Annotated in this window: 11 protein-coding genes; 7 read left to right on the forward strand and 4 right to left on the reverse strand. The window is 69.7% G+C overall.

Annotated elements, in window-relative coordinates:
* Positions 1-215: 215 nt before the first annotated feature.
* On the reverse strand, positions 216-1766 hold the full coding sequence (locus tag OO70_RS43815; RefSeq protein WP_407702891.1) for an MFS transporter: 1551 nt from the start codon (positions 1764-1766) through the stop codon (positions 216-218).
* 380 nt (positions 1767-2146) lie between these two features.
* Here OO70_RS43815 and OO70_RS43820 point away from each other — a divergent pair, with 380 nt between their 5' ends.
* The 3 genes from OO70_RS43820 to mfd all read left to right on the forward strand — a co-directional run bounded on the left by OO70_RS43820 (position 2147) and on the right by mfd (position 9307).
* On the forward strand, positions 2147-2935 hold the full coding sequence (locus OO70_RS43820; RefSeq protein WP_043684955.1) for an ABC transporter ATP-binding protein: 789 nt from the start codon (positions 2147-2149) through the stop codon (positions 2933-2935).
* The gene (locus tag OO70_RS43825; protein ID WP_043684958.1) at positions 2932-5505 is read left to right on the forward strand and encodes an ABC transporter permease; all 2574 of its coding nucleotides are present in this window, start codon (positions 2932-2934) and stop codon (positions 5503-5505) included. Before OO70_RS43820 ends, OO70_RS43825 begins: the two co-directional genes overlap by 4 nt.
* A 271-nt stretch (positions 5506-5776) precedes the next feature.
* Complete coding sequence (mfd, locus tag OO70_RS43830) at positions 5777-9307, forward strand: transcription-repair coupling factor (RefSeq protein ID WP_043684961.1); 3531 nt, start codon at positions 5777-5779, stop codon at positions 9305-9307.
* Between the two features lie 158 nt (positions 9308-9465).
* Here mfd and OO70_RS43835 read toward each other — a convergent pair whose 3' ends face one another.
* On the reverse strand, positions 9466-10050 hold the full coding sequence (locus OO70_RS43835; RefSeq protein ID WP_043684964.1) for a TetR/AcrR family transcriptional regulator: 585 nt from the start codon (positions 10048-10050) through the stop codon (positions 9466-9468).
* 106 nt (positions 10051-10156) lie between these two features.
* Here OO70_RS43835 and OO70_RS43840 point away from each other — a divergent pair, with 106 nt between their 5' ends.
* The 3 genes from OO70_RS43840 to OO70_RS43850 all read left to right on the forward strand — a co-directional run bounded on the left by OO70_RS43840 (position 10157) and on the right by OO70_RS43850 (position 12936).
* Positions 10157-11065, forward strand: coding sequence for an SCO6745 family protein (locus OO70_RS43840; protein WP_051742176.1), 909 nt, complete (start codon positions 10157-10159; stop codon positions 11063-11065).
* A gap of 219 nt (positions 11066-11284) precedes the next feature.
* On the forward strand, positions 11285-12022 hold the full coding sequence (locus tag OO70_RS43845) for an HNH endonuclease family protein (RefSeq protein WP_043684966.1): 738 nt from the start codon (positions 11285-11287) through the stop codon (positions 12020-12022).
* A gap of 170 nt (positions 12023-12192) precedes the next feature.
* Entirely contained in the window at positions 12193-12936 is a 744-nt protein-coding gene (locus OO70_RS43850; protein WP_199827519.1) for a GNAT family N-acetyltransferase, read from the forward strand.
* A gap of 73 nt (positions 12937-13009) precedes the next feature.
* Here the strand turns inward: OO70_RS43850 and OO70_RS43855 are convergent, their stop codons facing one another.
* Together OO70_RS43855 and OO70_RS54950 are read right to left on the reverse strand one after the other, a co-directional pair.
* Positions 13010-13768: a hypothetical protein gene (locus OO70_RS43855; RefSeq protein ID WP_043684972.1), complete on the reverse strand. Its 759-nt coding sequence runs from the start codon at positions 13766-13768 to the stop codon at positions 13010-13012.
* A gap of 139 nt (positions 13769-13907) precedes the next feature.
* Positions 13908-14240, reverse strand: coding sequence for a hypothetical protein (locus OO70_RS54950; RefSeq protein ID WP_158711601.1), 333 nt, complete (start codon positions 14238-14240; stop codon positions 13908-13910).
* 243 nt (positions 14241-14483) lie between these two features.
* On the opposite strand from OO70_RS54950, the gene OO70_RS56370 reads away from it, so the two are divergent.
* A partial coding sequence (locus OO70_RS56370) for a helix-turn-helix transcriptional regulator (protein WP_407702892.1) occupies positions 14484-15208 on the forward strand: 725 nt, incomplete at its 3' end.

The raw sequence follows: 15208 nt of genomic DNA on the forward strand, positions 1-15208 counted from the left end.
GGCTCGGGTCCGTGGCGGCGGACCGCAGGGAGTTGGGCGGAGCGGGTCACGCACGTTACTCGCCGGTTGGGGGATGTGGGTGCTTTTCGCCGAACTGGGCGGTTGGTATGCGCTTACCGCGTCAACGGCCGCTGACCTCGGGTGTTGGGGGAGTTGACGCCGTCGGCCGCCGACTTGCTTCGCTCCGTGCCGCCCGCTGAGCAACTCGGCCTGCCTCACTGCTCCTTGAGGACCGGGAACCGTCGTGGCGCCAGGAACAGCAGCACCAGGAAGGCCACGCCGGCGGCACAACCCGCGCCGATGTACACCGCGTGCACCGCGTCCGCGATCGCCCGCCGGGTCGCCTCGGGCACCGCGCCCGCGTCGAGGCCCCGCGTCACCGAGTCCAGGTCGCTCGCGCCGCCGAGGCGGGACGCCAGTACGCCGTTGGCGACCGCGCCGAATACCGACGCGCCGATCGTCTGGCCGGTCTGGCGGCAGAAGAGGACGGACGCGGTCGTCACGCCCCGCTCCTCCCACCCGACCGTCGACTGCACCCCGACGATCAGGGGCAGTTGGAAGAGTCCGAGGGCCGCGCCGAGCAGCAGCATCAGCGTCATCGGCTGCCAGGCCGCGCCCGGATACGGCAGGAACGGGAACGCGAACAGGATCAGCGTCGCCGCCCCGATCCCGATCATCGCCGTGTTGCGGAAACCGATCCGCCGGTACACGTGCTGGCTCAACGCGGCCGACACCGGCCAGCTCAACGTCCATACGGACAGCACGAATCCGGCCATCACGGGTGCCAGGCCGAGCACCGACTGCGCGTACGTCGGCAGGAACACGCTCGGCGCCACCATCAGCAACCCCAGTGCGCCCAAAGCCAAGTTGACCGCCGCGATCGTACGGCGCCGCCACACCCACCCGGGGATGATCGGCTCGGCCGCCCGCCGTTCGATCAGGACCACGAGTCCGGCCAGGGCAAGTCCCGTACCGAACAAGGCCATTGAGGGCGCCGACAGCCAGGGCCACGCCACTCCGCCCTGCACCAGTGCCGTGATCAGTACGCCTCCGCAGGCGAACACGGCCAGCGCGCCCGCCCAGTCGACGCGGGGGCGGGAGTCGCGGACGCGCTCCGGTTCGTGGAGGTGGCGGACGATCAGCCACAACGCCACTGCTCCGACAGGGAGGTTGACGAGGAAGATCCACCGCCAGCCCGCGTACGCCGCGAGCAACCCGCCCACACCGGGGCCCGCGACCGCCGACACCGCCCACACCGTGGACAGCTTCGACTGGATCTTCGGCCGTTCCTTGAGCGGGTACAGGTCGGCCGCGAGCGTCTGCACCGTGCCCTGCAACGCGCCGCCGCCCAGGCCCTGCACGATGCGGAACGCGATCAGCGCGCCCATGTTCCAGGCCGACGCGCACAGCAGCGAACCGGCGAGGAAGACCGCCGCGCCCGTGATCAGTACCGGTTTGCGGCCGAAGGTGTCGGAGAGCTTGCCGTAGACGGGCAGGGTGACCGTCACGGCCAGCAGATAGCCGGAGAACAGCCACGAGAAGATGGAGAAGCCGCCGAGATCGCCGACGATCTGCGGTACGGCCGTGGAGACGATGGTCGAGTCGAGGGCGGCCAGCGCCATCGCGAGCATGAGGGCCGCGACGACCGCCTTCCGGCGCCGGTCGGGAGGGGCCGGCGTGGGCTGCTCGGCCGCCTCGGTTCGTATCTCGGTGTCGCTGTCGCTGTCCCGGTCCCCCTGGTCCACAGGATTCCTTTCCCCTTGCATCTATCTGCCGCGCACCAGCTTCCCACTTGAGCCTCACGTAGCGGCAGGGTGGAAGGTGAGCGGGCCGGTGGGTGGACCGAACCCCGAGACCGGCTCCACCCGGCGGTGGAGACCCCCTAAGGGTCCCTCCGTACTACGACCCGGGGACGGTTCGTACCGGCGGAGGAGGAGACGGACCGGGGGTCGTCCTTAACCTGGCTTTATGCCGCTGGGGGGCGGCAGGCCGAACCGCAGAGGGTGGGGTTTTCCCCCGGGAAAGACTGCGCTGAGCACCAGCGCGCCGGACCCCCTCCCGCCGCCAGACTCATCGTCGTAACCACTTGAACCGCATCGACCGGGCACCGGCACGCTCGTCCACCGACCGACTTAGGAGACATACCGTGACATCGGCTGTAACCATTCCCAGGCACGGGGGCACTGGAGGGCGTACGGCCGTTGCCGCGCGAGCGCGGCAGGTCGTCAAGGCGTACGGGGCCGGGGAGACCCGCGTCGTCGCCCTCGACCATGTCGACGTGGACATCGCCCGCGGCCAGTTCACCGCGATCATGGGCCCTTCGGGGTCCGGCAAGTCCACGCTCATGCACTGCCTCGCCGGGCTCGACACCGTGACGTCCGGGCAGATCTACCTGGACGAGACCGAGATCACCGGCCTCAAGGACAAGAGGCTCACCCAACTGCGCCGGGACCGGATCGGGTTCATCTTCCAGGCCTACAACCTGCTGCCGACGCTGAACGCGCTCGAGAACATCACGCTGCCCATGGACATAGCCGGCCGCAAGCCGGACAAGGGGTGGCTGGCGCAGGTCGTGGAGACGGTCGGGCTGTCGAGCCGGCTCAAGCACCGGCCCAACCAGCTCTCCGGCGGCCAGCAGCAACGCGTCGCCGTAGCACGGGCGTTGGCGGCCCGGCCCGAGATCATCTTCGGTGACGAGCCGACCGGAAACCTCGACTCCCGTGCGGGAGCAGAGGTGTTGGGCTTCCTGCGCCGCTCCGTGGACGAGCTGGGCCAGACCATCGTGATGGTCACCCACGACCCGGTGGCCGCGTCGTACGCCGACCGCGTCCTGTATCTCGCGGACGGCCGGATCGTCGACGAGATGTTCAAGCCGACCGCGGACGCCGTCCTCGACCGCATGAAGGACTTCGACGCGCGGGGGCGTACGTCATGACTGTCATGAAGACCTCGAGGCGCAACTTCTTCGCCCACAAAGGGCGGATGGCGCTCTCCGCGATAGCCGTGCTGCTGTCGGTGGCGTTCGTGTGCGGCACGCTGGTGTTCACCGACACGATGAACACGACGTTCGACAAGCTCTTCGCGGCCACCGCGTCCGATGTGACGGTCCTGCCGAAGACGGCCAAGGCCGACGGCAGCACCCCGCAGAACGGACTGCCCGAGTCGCTGCCGGCCTCCACGGTCGCGCAGGTGGCGAAGGCCCAGGGCGTCAAGTCCGTTGAGGGCGCCGTCAGTTCGATGAACGTGACCGTCGTCAACAGCGCCAACAAGAACATGGGGTCCTCGACCGGCGCGCCCACCATCGCGGGCAACTGGACGAAGAACGACCTGCGTTCGATGGAGATCACCTCCGGACACGCCCCGCGCGGCCCGACCGAGGTGATGGTCGACGCCGACACCGCCGACAAGCACCACCTCAAGATGGGCGATTCGCTGCGCACGATCTCGCAGAAGGGTGACTTCACCGCGAGGATCGTCGGCATCGCCACCTTCAAGGTGACCAACCCCGGTGCGGCCGTCGTCTACTTCGACACCGCCACCGCGCAGCGCGAACTCCTCGGCGCCACCGGCCGGTTCACCCAGCTCGGCGTGACCGCCGCGAGCGGTGTGACGGACACTCAGCTCAAGCAGAACGTGGCCCAGACCCTCGCCTCGTCGGGGACGTACAAGATCCAGACGGCCAAGGAGAACGCCGACGAGAACCGCAAGGGCGTCGGCCAGTTCATGAACGTCATCAAGTACGCCATGCTCGGCTTCGCCGGGATCGCGTTCCTGGTGGGCATCTTCCTGATCATCAACACCTTCTCGATGCTGGTCACCCAACGGACCCGCGAAATAGGCCTGATGAGGGCGGTCGGCTCGTCCCGCGGGCAGGTCAACCGCTCGGTGCTGGTCGAGGCGACCCTGCTCGGGATCGTCGGCTCGATCCTCGGTGTCGGCGCCGGTGTCGGCATCGCCGTGGGCCTGATGAAGCTGATGGGCGCGGCGGGCATGGACCTGTCGACCCGGGACCTGACGGTGAAGTGGACGACCCCGGTGCTCGGCCTGCTCCTCGGCGTGATCGTCACCATCCTCGCCGCCTACCTCCCGGCCCGCCGGGCCGGCAAGGTCTCCCCGATGGCCGCGCTGCGCGACGCCGGTACACCGGCCGACGGCAAGGCGGGCTGGGTACGGGGCGTGATCGGCCTGATCCTGACGGGCATCGGCATCGCCGCCCTGATCGGGGCGGCCACCGCCAAGAAGGCGACCGACGGTTCGCTGGTCCTCGGCATGGGCGTCGTGTTCTCCCTGATCGGCTTTGTCATCATCGGCCCGCTGCTCGCCAACGGGGTCGTACGGGTCATCAGCGTGGTCCTGCTGCGGGCCTTCGGGCCGGTGGGGCGCCTGGCCGAACGCAACGCGCTCCGCAACCCCAGGCGTACGGGTGCTACGGGTGCGGCCCTGATGATCGGCCTCGCGCTGGTCGCCTGTCTGTCGGTGGTCGGCTCCTCGATGGTCGCCTCGGCGACGAGCGAACTGGACAAGTCCGTCGGCGCCGACTTCATCGTCCAGGGCAACCAGCGGATCGTCCCGCAGGCGGAGAAGGCGATGGAGCGGTCGCCCGACCTCGTCCACGTCACCCGCTACAAGGATCTCGACGCCACCCTCACCTCGCCCGACGGCCAGAAGGACACCGACGGCATCACCGCCGCCGACCCGTCCTACGCCCAGGACCTGCGCCGCGCCACCACGGCCGGCGAACTGTCCGCCGCCTACGGCACCAACGCGATGTCGGTGGGCTCCAAGTACGCCAAGAAGCACGGCGTCCACGTCGGCGACACGATCAACGTCGCCTTCAAGGGCGGCGAGACGGCGAAGCTGAAGGTCGCGGCGATCACGGACGACGACGTGGCCATCGACCAGGGCGCGCGGTACACCAGCATCGCCACGATGCAGAAGTACCTCCCCGCGAACAAGATCCCGCCCAATGAGATCATGTTCGCCAAGGCCAAGGAAGGCCAGGAGAAGCAGGCGTACGCGGCCCTGAAGAAGGCCATGGAGCCGTACCCGCAGTACCAGGTGCGCGACCAGACCGACTACAAGCAGGAACTGAAGGACCAGATCGGCCAGCTCCTGAACATGGTCTACGGCCTTCTCGCCCTCGCGATCATCGTGGCGGTCCTGGGTGTGGTGAACACGCTGGCCCTGTCGGTCGTCGAGCGGACCCGTGAGATCGGCCTGATGCGGGCGATCGGGATGTCCCGTCGCCAACTCCGCCGGATGATCCGCATGGAGTCGGTCGTGATCGCCCTCTTCGGAGCGCTGCTCGGGCTGGGGCTCGGGATGGGCTGGGGGGCGACCGCCCAGCAGCTGCTCGCGCTGGAGGGGCTGAAGGTTCTGGAGATTCCCTGGGGGACGATCATCGCGGTCTTCGTGGGGTCGGCGTTCGTGGGACTGTTCGCGGCCTTGATCCCGGCGTTCCGGGCGGGGCGGATGAACGTCCTGAACGCGATCGCCACGGATTAGCCAACCTGCACGGGGGAGCCCGGCGCCGAGAAGTCACGGGGGACTTCTTGGCGCCGGGTTTGTTTGTTGTCTGTTGAGGGTGACTTTTTAGTTGGCAGCAAACGGGCGGGTGGGTGGGAAACGCTTTTTCGGCAGCGCGGGGTGCCAGAGAAGCGAGGGTTATCCACAGCCCCGGCGTACGGCAGCGCACCGACGTACGCTGGATACCCCCGGCCCACTACCCGCGTCGGGCCCTTCGTGTTGCCCACCCCCCGGACGGAAGCGCCCCTCCATGAGCCTGCACGGTCTGCTCGACGCCGTAGTCAAGGACCCCGCCCTCGCGGAAGCCACCCGCGCCGCGGCCGACGGCAACCGCATGCACGTCGACCTGGTGGGCCCCCCGGCGACCCGCCCCTTCGCCGTGGCAGCGCTGGCCAGGGAGACCGGCCGCACCGTCCTCGCGGTGACCGCGACGGGCAGGGAGGCCGAGGACCTGGCGGCAGCCCTCCGCTCGCTGCTCCCGCCGGACGGCGTCGTGGACTACCCGTCCTGGGAGACCCTCCCGCACGAGCGCCTGAGCCCGCGCAGCGACACCGTGGGCCGTCGCCTCGCCGTGCTGCGCCGCCTGGCCCACCCGACCGCCGACGACCCGGAGACGGGCCGGGTCTCCGTCGTCGTAGCGCCCGTGCGGTCCGTGCTGCAACCGCAGGTCAAGGGGCTGGGAGACCTGGAACCGGTCGCCCTGAGGACCGGCACGACGGCCGACCTGAACGCGGTCGTGGACGCGCTCGGCGCCGCCGCGTACGCGCGCGTGGAGCTCGTCGAGAAGCGCGGCGAGTTCGCCGTGCGCGGCGGCATCCTGGACGTGTTCCCGCCCACCGAGGAACACCCCCTGCGCATCGAGTTCTGGGGCGACGACGTCGAGGAGATCCGCTACTTCAAGGTCGCCGACCAGCGCTCCCTGGAGGTCGCCGAACACGGCCTGTGGGCACCCCCCTGCCGTGAACTCCTGTTGACGGAAGACGTCCGCACGCGTGCGCGTGCCCTCGCCGAACAGCACCCCGAACTGGGCGAGCTGCTCGGCAAGATCGCCGAGGGCATCGCCGTAGAAGGCATGGAGTCACTGGCTCCGGTGCTCGTCGACGACATGGAGCTGCTGCTCGACGTGCTGCCCAAGGGCGCGATGGCCGTCGTATGCGATCCGGAGCGGGTACGCACGCGTGCCGCCGATCTCGTCGCGACGTCGAACGAGTTCCTGCAGGCCTCCTGGGCGGCAACCGCGGGCGGCGGCGAGGCGCCCATCGACGTCGGCGCGGCCTCCCTGTGGGCCATCGCGGACGTACGGGACCGGGCGCGCGAGCTGGACATGATGTGGTGGTCCGTCTCGCCCTTCGCCGCCGACGAAGAGCTTGATGCGGACACCCTGAAGGTGGGCATGCACGCCCCCGAGACCTACCGCGGTGACACCGCGAAGGCCCTCGCCGACACCAAGGGCTGGCTCGCGGACGGCTGGCGCACGGTCTTCGTGACCGAGGCGCACGGCCCTGCGGCCCGCACGGTCGAGGTCCTCGGCAGCGAGGGCGTGGCGGCCCGCCTGGAGACCGAACTCGGGGAGATCGCCCCGTCCGTCGTCCACGTGGCGACCGGCTCGATCGACTACGGCTTCGTCGACACGGCGCTCAAGCTCGCCGTCCTCACCGAGACCGACCTCTCCGGGCAGAAGGCCGCCGGCAAGGACGGCGTCCGGATGCCGGCCCGCCGCCGCAAGACCATCGACCCGCTCACCCTTGAGGCGGGCGACTACATCGTCCACGAGCAGCACGGAGTGGGCCGCTACATCGAGATGGTGCAGCGCACGGTGCAGACCGCCACGCGCGAGTACCTGGTCGTCGAGTACGCCCCCGCCAAGCGCGGCCAGCCCGGCGACCGGCTGTACATCCCCACCGACCAGTTGGAGCAGATCACCAAGTACGTCGGCGGCGAGGCCCCGACCATGCACCGCCTGGGCGGCGCCGACTGGACGAAGACCAAGGCGCGCGCCAAGAAGGCCGTCAAGGAGATCGCGGCCGACCTCATCAAGCTGTACTCGGCCCGAATGGCGGCCCCGGGGTACGCGTTCGGCGCGGACACGCCCTGGCAGCGCGAGCTGGAGGACGCCTTCCCGTACGCGGAGACCCCCGACCAGCTGACCACGATCGCCGAGGTCAAGGACGACATGGAGAAGTCGGTCCCCATGGACCGGCTGGTCTGCGGCGACGTCGGCTACGGCAAGACCGAGATCGCGGTACGGGCCGCCTTCAAGGCCGTTCAGGACGGCAAGCAGGTCGCGGTCCTCGTCCCCACAACTCTCCTGGTGCAGCAGCACTTCGGGACGTTCACCGAGCGGTACTCGCAATTCCCGGTCAACGTAAGGGCGTTGAGCCGTTTCCAGAGCGACACGGAGGCGAAGGCGACCCTGGAGGGCCTGCGCGAGGGCTCCGTGGATCTCGTCATCGGCACCCACCGCCTGTTCTCCTCCGAGACCAAGTTCAAGGACCTCGGCCTGGTCATCGTCGACGAGGAGCAGCGCTTCGGCGTCGAGCACAAGGAGCAGCTGAAGAAGCTGCGCGCCAACGTGGACGTGCTGACGATGTCGGCGACTCCGATCCCCAGGACCCTGGAGATGGCTGTTACGGGCATCCGCGAGATGTCCACGATCACGACTCCCCCGGAGGAGCGTCACCCGGTGCTGACGTTCGTCGGCCCCTACGAGGAGAAGCAGATCGGTGCCGCGGTCCGCCGTGAACTCCTGCGCGAGGGCCAGGTCTTCTACATCCACAACCGCGTCGAATCGATCGACCGCGCGGCGGCGAGGTTGCGCGAGATCGTCCCGGAGGCGCGGATCGCCATCGCCCACGGCCAGATGACGGAGCAGTCGCTGGAGCAAGTGGTCGTCGACTTCTGGGAGAAGAAGTTCGACGTCCTGGTGTCGACGACGATCGTCGAGTCGGGCATTGACATCTCCAACGCGAACACACTGATCGTCGAACGGGGCGACAACTTCGGCCTGTCCCAACTCCACCAGCTCCGCGGCCGCGTGGGCCGAGGCCGCGAACGCGGCTACGCCTACTTCCTCTACCCCCCGGAGAAGCCCCTGACGGAGACGGCCCACGAGCGCCTCGCCACCATCGCCCAGCACACGGAGATGGGCGCGGGCATGTACGTCGCGATGAAGGACCTGGAGATCCGCGGAGCCGGAAACCTCCTGGGCGGCGAACAGTCCGGCCACATCGCGGGCGTCGGCTTCGACCTGTACGTCCGCATGGTCGGCGAGGCGGTCGCGGACTACCGCGCCTCTCTGGACGGCGGGGTCGAGGAGGAGCCGCCCCTGGAGGTCAAGATCGAGCTCCCGGTCGACGCCCACGTCCCGCACGACTACGCCCCCGGCGAGCGCCTGCGCCTCTCGGCCTACCGCTCCATCGCCTCCGCCAACACCGAGGAGGACATCAAGGCCGTACGCGAGGAACTCGTCGACCGCTACGGCAAGTTGCCCGAGCCGGTGGAGAACCTGCTGCTGGTGGCCGGCCTGCGCATGCTCGCCCGCGCGTGCGGCGTCGGCGACATCGTCCTCCAGGGCACCAACATCCGCTTCGCACCGGTGGAGTTGCGCGAGTCCCAGGAACTGCGCCTCAAGCGCCTCTACCCCGGCACCGTCATCAAGCCGGCCGCCCACCAGGTACTGGTACCGCGCCCGAAGACGGCCAAGGTGGGCGGGAAGCCGTTGGTCGGGCGGGAGTTGCTGGGGTGGGTGGGGGAGTTCCTGGCTTCGATCCTGGGGTCGTAGACGTGCGATAGACGTGCCATAGACGTGACGTGGAAGCGTCGGAGAAGTACCGATGCCGACCGGCCGTCCGAGGTCGTAGGGGCCTCGACGGTCGGTCGCGTCAGGCGGGGCCGGTCGCGTCAGGCGGGGCCGGTCGCGTCAGGCGGCGGCCGGTCGGATCAGGCGGGGGCCGGTCGGAACAACATCGACGCCAGCACCCGGAACACCTCCTCCGGATCCCGCTCACCCACCGCCCCGTCCAGGTTGTGGCCGAGCAGCAGCGTCGCGAAGCCGTGGGCCAGGGACCAGGCGGCGACACCGGCGAGGCGGGCGTCGGGGCCGCGGCCCTCGGGGGGTACGGCGGAGACCGCGCCGCGCAGGGCGTCGGTGGCGAGGGCGCGGGACGTGGTGAGTTCGAGGTCGCCGTCGCGCAGCAGTTCGGGCGCGAACATCACCTGGAAGTGCGCGGGGTGCTCGCGTGCGAAGCGCACGTAGCGGACGCCCGCGTCCTTCAGGTCCGCCGCCTCCCCGATCGCGCCCGCCAGCAGCCCGAACCCCTCCGCCGCGATCGCCGTCAACAGCCCGGTGCGGTCCTTGAAGTGATGCGCCGGCGCCGCGTGCGAGACACCGGCACGGCGGGCGAGGTCGCGCAGGCTCAGCGCGGACGGGCCGTCGGCGGCGATGACGTCGAGCGCGGCGGTGAGGATGGCGCGGCGCAGATCGCCGTGGTGGTAGGGGCTCTTGGTGGGCCTGGTCGTACTCATGGTCAGCAGCGTACGCCGAATCTAGGCATTGACAAGTTCGGGCGGCTGAGGCAATCTTGTCAGTGTCAAGTTGTGGAACGACCGGGACGCGACGAGGAGTTACGCCATGTCGGAAAGCGTGCGTGCAGTGGAGACCGCGACAGGCCCCGCCACCGTGGAGTTGAGCCGCGTCCGCCAGCTCTGGCACCTGCTCGAACCCCTGCACGCGGTGCTGTACTACGCGCCGGAGGTCTTCGAGGAGGCGGCCGCGCTCGGATACGACGCCGGGGAGCGCTGGCCGAGCTACTTCCCGCTGCGCGCCGCCCCGTTGGGGCCGGTCGGCGCCGAGCGCGTCGCCTCCGCCTTCTACAGCTTCAACCCCCGCATGGTCGCCGAGCACATCGACTCGGCATGGAGCAGCGCGAGCCCGGACGTCGTACTGAAGGCGAGGCTGCGCGGAATGGACCGGGCCTACCGCGCGATATTCGGCGACCGTATCGACAGCCCCGAGTTGGCGGAGGCTGCCGCCCTCGCCCGCCGTGCCGCCGAGGCGGCGAACACCGCGGGCCGGCCCCTCGCCGCGGCCAACGCCGAGTTGGCCTGGCCCGAGGAGCCCCACCTCCAGCTGTGGCAGGCGGCGACGATCCTGCGCGAACACCGCGGCGACGGTCACCTCGCCGCTCTCCTTGTCGCCGGCCTCGACCCGGTCGAGTCCCTGGTCTCCTTCGCCGCGATCGGCGCCGCCTCCGTTCAGCGCTTCGAGAGCCGGGGCTGGAGCCCGGAGGAATGGACGGCGGCACGCCAACGGCTGGTCGCCCGGGGCGTGATAGACGACATGGGTACGGCGACGAGGGCGGGCCGCGACCTGCGCCAGGAGGTCGAGCGCCGTACCGACCAACTGGCCGCCGCGCCCTGGCAGTTCCTCGGCAAGGCCGACACCGACCGACTCGCCGACCTGCTGGGGGAGTTCTGGGTCGCCGTGCTCGGTTCCGGGCTGCTGCCCTCGGAGTCGACCTTGGGCATCGGCAAGGTCTGAAGAGGGGTGCCTGCGGGGGGTGTTGAGGAGAGAGTGTGGGGAGGGAGTGCGAGGTGGGGGCGCCTTCGCCGACTTGCTCGCGGCCATACACCCTAGTTGTGCGCCATGTGCCTCCGGGCCCCATATATCCGCGACATCTCCGCCGCTAACGTGGGCACCAGGTCACTATCCGCCCCTGCAGGGGCGGGGGCCGGGTGAGCAAGGGGAGGGGCGCACGTGATGCGTCTGAGGGGTGGGGCGGCGATCGCCGCCTTGATCATGCTGTCCGTCGCGGGCTGCAAGCAGGACACCACGGGAACGGGCGACTCCGGGCCCGAGGCGACGGCCGGCGGGAACTCCGGCGGTGGCACCGGCGGGGGCGCGGCCCTGACCGCCGCCGAGTCCCTGACCGTCAAGGGGCGGGCACCGAAGACCGGTTACTCCCGTGAACGGTTCGGCACCGCCTGGGCCGACACGGACTCCAACAGCTGCGACACCAGGGACGACATCCTCAAACGGGACCTGAAGCAGGTGAAGTTCACCGACGGCGACTGCAAGGTGTCGTACGGCGTCCTCGAATCCGATCCGTACTCCGGCAAGGAAGTCGTCTACAAGCGCGGCGCCAGCCTCGTCGACATAGACCACCTCGTCGCCCTCTCCGACGCCTGGCAGAAGGGCGCCAAGTACTGGGACGCCAGCAAGCGCATAGCGCTCGCCAACGACCCGCTCAACCTGCTCACCGTCGGCGCCAGCCCCAACCGCAGCAAGGGCGATGGCGACACGGCGACCTGGGTACCGCCCAAGGCGTACCGGTGCACGTATGTCGCCGCGCAGGTCGCCGTGAAGAAGAAGTACGGGCTGTGGGTCACCTCGGCGGAGAAGGCCGCGATGGTGAAGGTCCTCTCCACCTGTTCGGGGCAGAAGCTTCCGACCGGGGGCAACCCGACGAACGCGCCGGCGAGGTTCCACGCGAACTGAGCCGACTCGGCCGGGACTTGGCCCGACGGCGGGACGCGCGGAGGCACCCGGCAGTTATGTGACCGGCGGTGATCTGACGTGACCGCTGCCGATGTGACCGGCGGCGACGCGACCGGCGGCGACGTGGAAACCGGTTCTCGGTTCTCGCGCCGCCGCCTACGGTGACCGGTATGGAACTGAAGGTGTCGAGCCTCGCCGAGCGGCCCGACAAGCTGGAGCAGGTCGTCGGGATGCCCGACACCTGGCCGGAGTTCGTGACCAACGACCTGGTGGGCAACGCCCACTACGGCCGGATCGCCACCGAACTGCCGGAGTACGTGCTGTTCGCCGAGGACGAGCACGGCGAAGTCGTCGCGCAGGCCTACAGTCTGCCCTTCGCCCTCCACACCGAGGAGCGCGGCACGCTTCCCGCGCGCGGCTGGGACCAGGTGCTCGTCTGGGCCTTCGCCGACCTGCGCCGCGGCACCCGCCCCGACACCGTCAGCGCGATCTCCATCACCGTCGCCCCGCAGGCCCAGGGCGGCGGGCTGTCCGGCCGGATGCTCGCGGCGATGCGGGACAACGCGCGCGCCCACGGCTTCAGCGAGGTCGTCGCCCCGCTCCGCCCCAGCGCCAAACACCTCGAACCCCACACCCCGATCGAGGAGTACGTACGACGGCTGCGCCCCGACGGACTCCCGCACGACCCATGGCTGCGCGTCCACGTCCGGGCCGGTGCCGTCGTCGACTCCGTCGCGCCCGCGTCGATGACCGTGGCCGCCTCGCTGGAGGAGTGGCGCCGCTGGACGGGGTTGCCCTTCGACATCGCGGGCGACATCGAGGTACCCGGGGCACTGGTGCCGGTGCGCTGCGAACCGGAGCGCGACTGTGCCGTGTACGTCGAGCCCAACGTGTGGGTGCGGCACGCCCTGTGAACATCCCGTAGCCGCAAGCCTGTTGGGGCTGCTCGGCTGCTCGGCTGCTCGGCTGGTCTGCTGGTCTGCTGGGTCAGCTGCCCAGCGCGTCCAGGTCCAGGATCTTGCCGGTGGGCTTCTTCGCCGGCACCGGCTTCTCGTACTCGCCGAACGTGAGCGTCCCCGGGTCCTTGGCGGAGACGCTGTCGATGCGCAGCACATACGGCTTGCCCTCGGTCGCGACGTACAGCGTGTAGGTGTCCTTGCCGTCCTTCTCGTGCAGGACGATCGCCGGGGTGCCGTCGACGGTGGTCGTCCTCCCGCGCGTCGCGTCCGAGTTGCCGTCCTCGGCGCCGCCGAGCATCGAGTTCAGGTCGCAGAAGCTCGCGATGTCCTTGGCGTCCGCGCCCTTCGCGGACATCTTGGTCCACTTGCCGGCCATCATGTCCACGACCGCCTGGGTGTCCGCCTTGGACTCCCCGTCGCTCTGCGCGCGCAGGAACGCCTCGTCGTACTTCATGTAGATGGTGTCGCCGGTCTTGATCAGGTCGGCCTTGCCCTGGCCGCCCATGCTCAGCGTGCCGGCGCACTCGCCCTTCTTGTTCAGCGCCATGTCGATCACGATCGTGCCGCCGCTCTCGTCGTCGGGCACATCGCCCTTCATCCGCAGCGACGCGGCACCGGTGGTCGCGGTCAGGGACCGGTCGGCGATCTCGCCCCCGGTCAGCCCGGCGAACGGGCTCTTCGGCGTGCTGGGCTTGCTGTCCGCCTTGTCCGCACCCGGCAGACACCCGGTGAGTCCCACGGCGGCCACGGTGGTGAGGCAGAGAGCGGCAAGTGCGGTACGAGGCATGGCAGTTCCTTGATGACGAGGTGAGAGGTGTGAGGTGAGAGATGCGAGATGAAGCGGTGCTGAGGTGAGAGGGGTGGCCCGAAGCCCGGCGAGGGAGCGAGGGAGCGAGGGACCGGGGGAGCGAGAGAGGGCGAGAGCGTCAGCCCGTGCTCGGCGTGCTTGGTCCGTTCCCAGTCGCACCTGTCGTCGGTGTTGCCGCTGGTGCGATACGTACCGGGCCTGATGTCCGAGCCGACCTGGAAGCCGCCGTCCCCCTGGACGCGGCCTTCGTCTTCTGGGTGGTCTTGGTCGTGCCCGAGTCCTTCTTGCCGACGGCCTTGTGCTTCGCGGGCGTCGATGAGCCCTTGCCGCTGTTACTGGAACCGCCGCCCCCGCTGCCGCTGCTGCCTTCGCTGTCGGCGTTCGCCGACACGACCCCGATGGCGACGAGCCCCACGACGGCGCTCAGCGCGAGCCTGCCCTTCATGCCCATGGCTGTCCCCTCCCCGATGCGGCGACCGCCTCCCCGGTGGTCGCTCGTTCGCTGGGTCAATGAGAGCAGAGGCTGTGAACCGAGTCAACACGGTTCACGTGATGGTGTGTGTACACGGGCGTGAAGGGGTAGATCTTGCGCACGTCGGTATGCTCGGCGTCACAGATGGGACGGCAGGCGCAATGAGGTCGGCGGAACCAGGCCGGCAGGACGAGGGGAGCGGGGCGGGTGCAGGACAAGCGGGTGCAGGACAACGCGACAGAGGTGACCGCCGCCGGTATCGCACGGCTCGCCGGCGTCGGCCGGGCCGCCGTCAGCAACTGGCGCCGCCGTCACGCCGACTTCCCCAAACCGGTCGGCGGCACCGAGACCAGCCCCTCCTTCGCCCTCGCCGAGATCGAGTCCTGGCTGCGTGAGCAGGGGAAACTCGCCGAAGTGCCGTTGCGGGAACGGGTCTGGCAGCAACTCGTCGGCCACCCCGAAGGCCCGGTCACCGCCCTGGTGTACGCCGGCTGCGCCCTCCTGCTCATTCATGAACGCCCCACTGTCTGGCTGGACGTGAGCGCCGGTTCCGACGAGCGGTTGGCCGCGATGCTGCCGGGTGAGTTGGAGCAGGTGATCGTGCCGCGCTTCGGTGCGGTGCGCGGACGCGGTGTGCACAGCGGGCGTGCGGCGAGCGCCGCCGCAGCTGTGAACACCCCGAACACTGTGAACTCCCCGGCCGCCGCGACAACGCCCCCGGCTTCTGTGAACACGGCATCGGCCGCGCCTGCTGTGAACACGGCACCCGCCGCGAGCGCCGTGAACCCTGCATCGACCCCGCCCGCTGTGACCCCCGCACCCGCCGCACCCGCCGCGCCTGCCGTGAACACCGCGCCTCCCGTGAACACGCCCCCGGCCGTGAACCTGTCTCTTATACACATCTCCGAGCCCACGAGACAGGCAGAAATCTCGTATGCCGTCTTCTG

This window comes from Streptomyces xylophagus (assembly GCF_000716435.1).
GTDB lineage: Bacteria > Actinomycetota > Actinomycetes > Streptomycetales > Streptomycetaceae > Streptomyces > Streptomyces xylophagus.

Bases quoted from the DNA above. Each gene is read 5' to 3' on its own strand.
- OO70_RS43835 (WP_043684964.1), bottom strand. From the start codon at position 10,050: ATGAGTACGACCAGGCCCACCAAGAGCCCCTACCACCACGGCGATCTG.
- OO70_RS43855 (WP_043684972.1), bottom strand. From the start codon at position 13,768: ATGCCTCGTACCGCACTTGCCGCTCTCTGCCTCACCACCGTGGCCGCC.
- mfd (WP_043684961.1), top strand. From the start codon at position 5,777: ATGAGCCTGCACGGTCTGCTCGACGCCGTAGTCAAGGACCCCGCCCTC.
- OO70_RS43825 (WP_043684958.1), top strand. From the start codon at position 2,932: ATGACTGTCATGAAGACCTCGAGGCGCAACTTCTTCGCCCACAAAGGG.
- OO70_RS54950 (WP_158711601.1), bottom strand. From the start codon at position 14,240: ATGGGCATGAAGGGCAGGCTCGCGCTGAGCGCCGTCGTGGGGCTCGTC.
- OO70_RS43845 (WP_043684966.1), top strand. From the start codon at position 11,285: ATGCGTCTGAGGGGTGGGGCGGCGATCGCCGCCTTGATCATGCTGTCC.
- OO70_RS43815 (WP_407702891.1), bottom strand. From the start codon at position 1,766: ATGCAAGGGGAAAGGAATCCTGTGGACCAGGGGGACCGGGACAGCGAC.
- OO70_RS43840 (WP_051742176.1), top strand. From the start codon at position 10,157: ATGTCGGAAAGCGTGCGTGCAGTGGAGACCGCGACAGGCCCCGCCACC.
- OO70_RS43850 (WP_199827519.1), top strand. From the start codon at position 12,193: ATGGAACTGAAGGTGTCGAGCCTCGCCGAGCGGCCCGACAAGCTGGAG.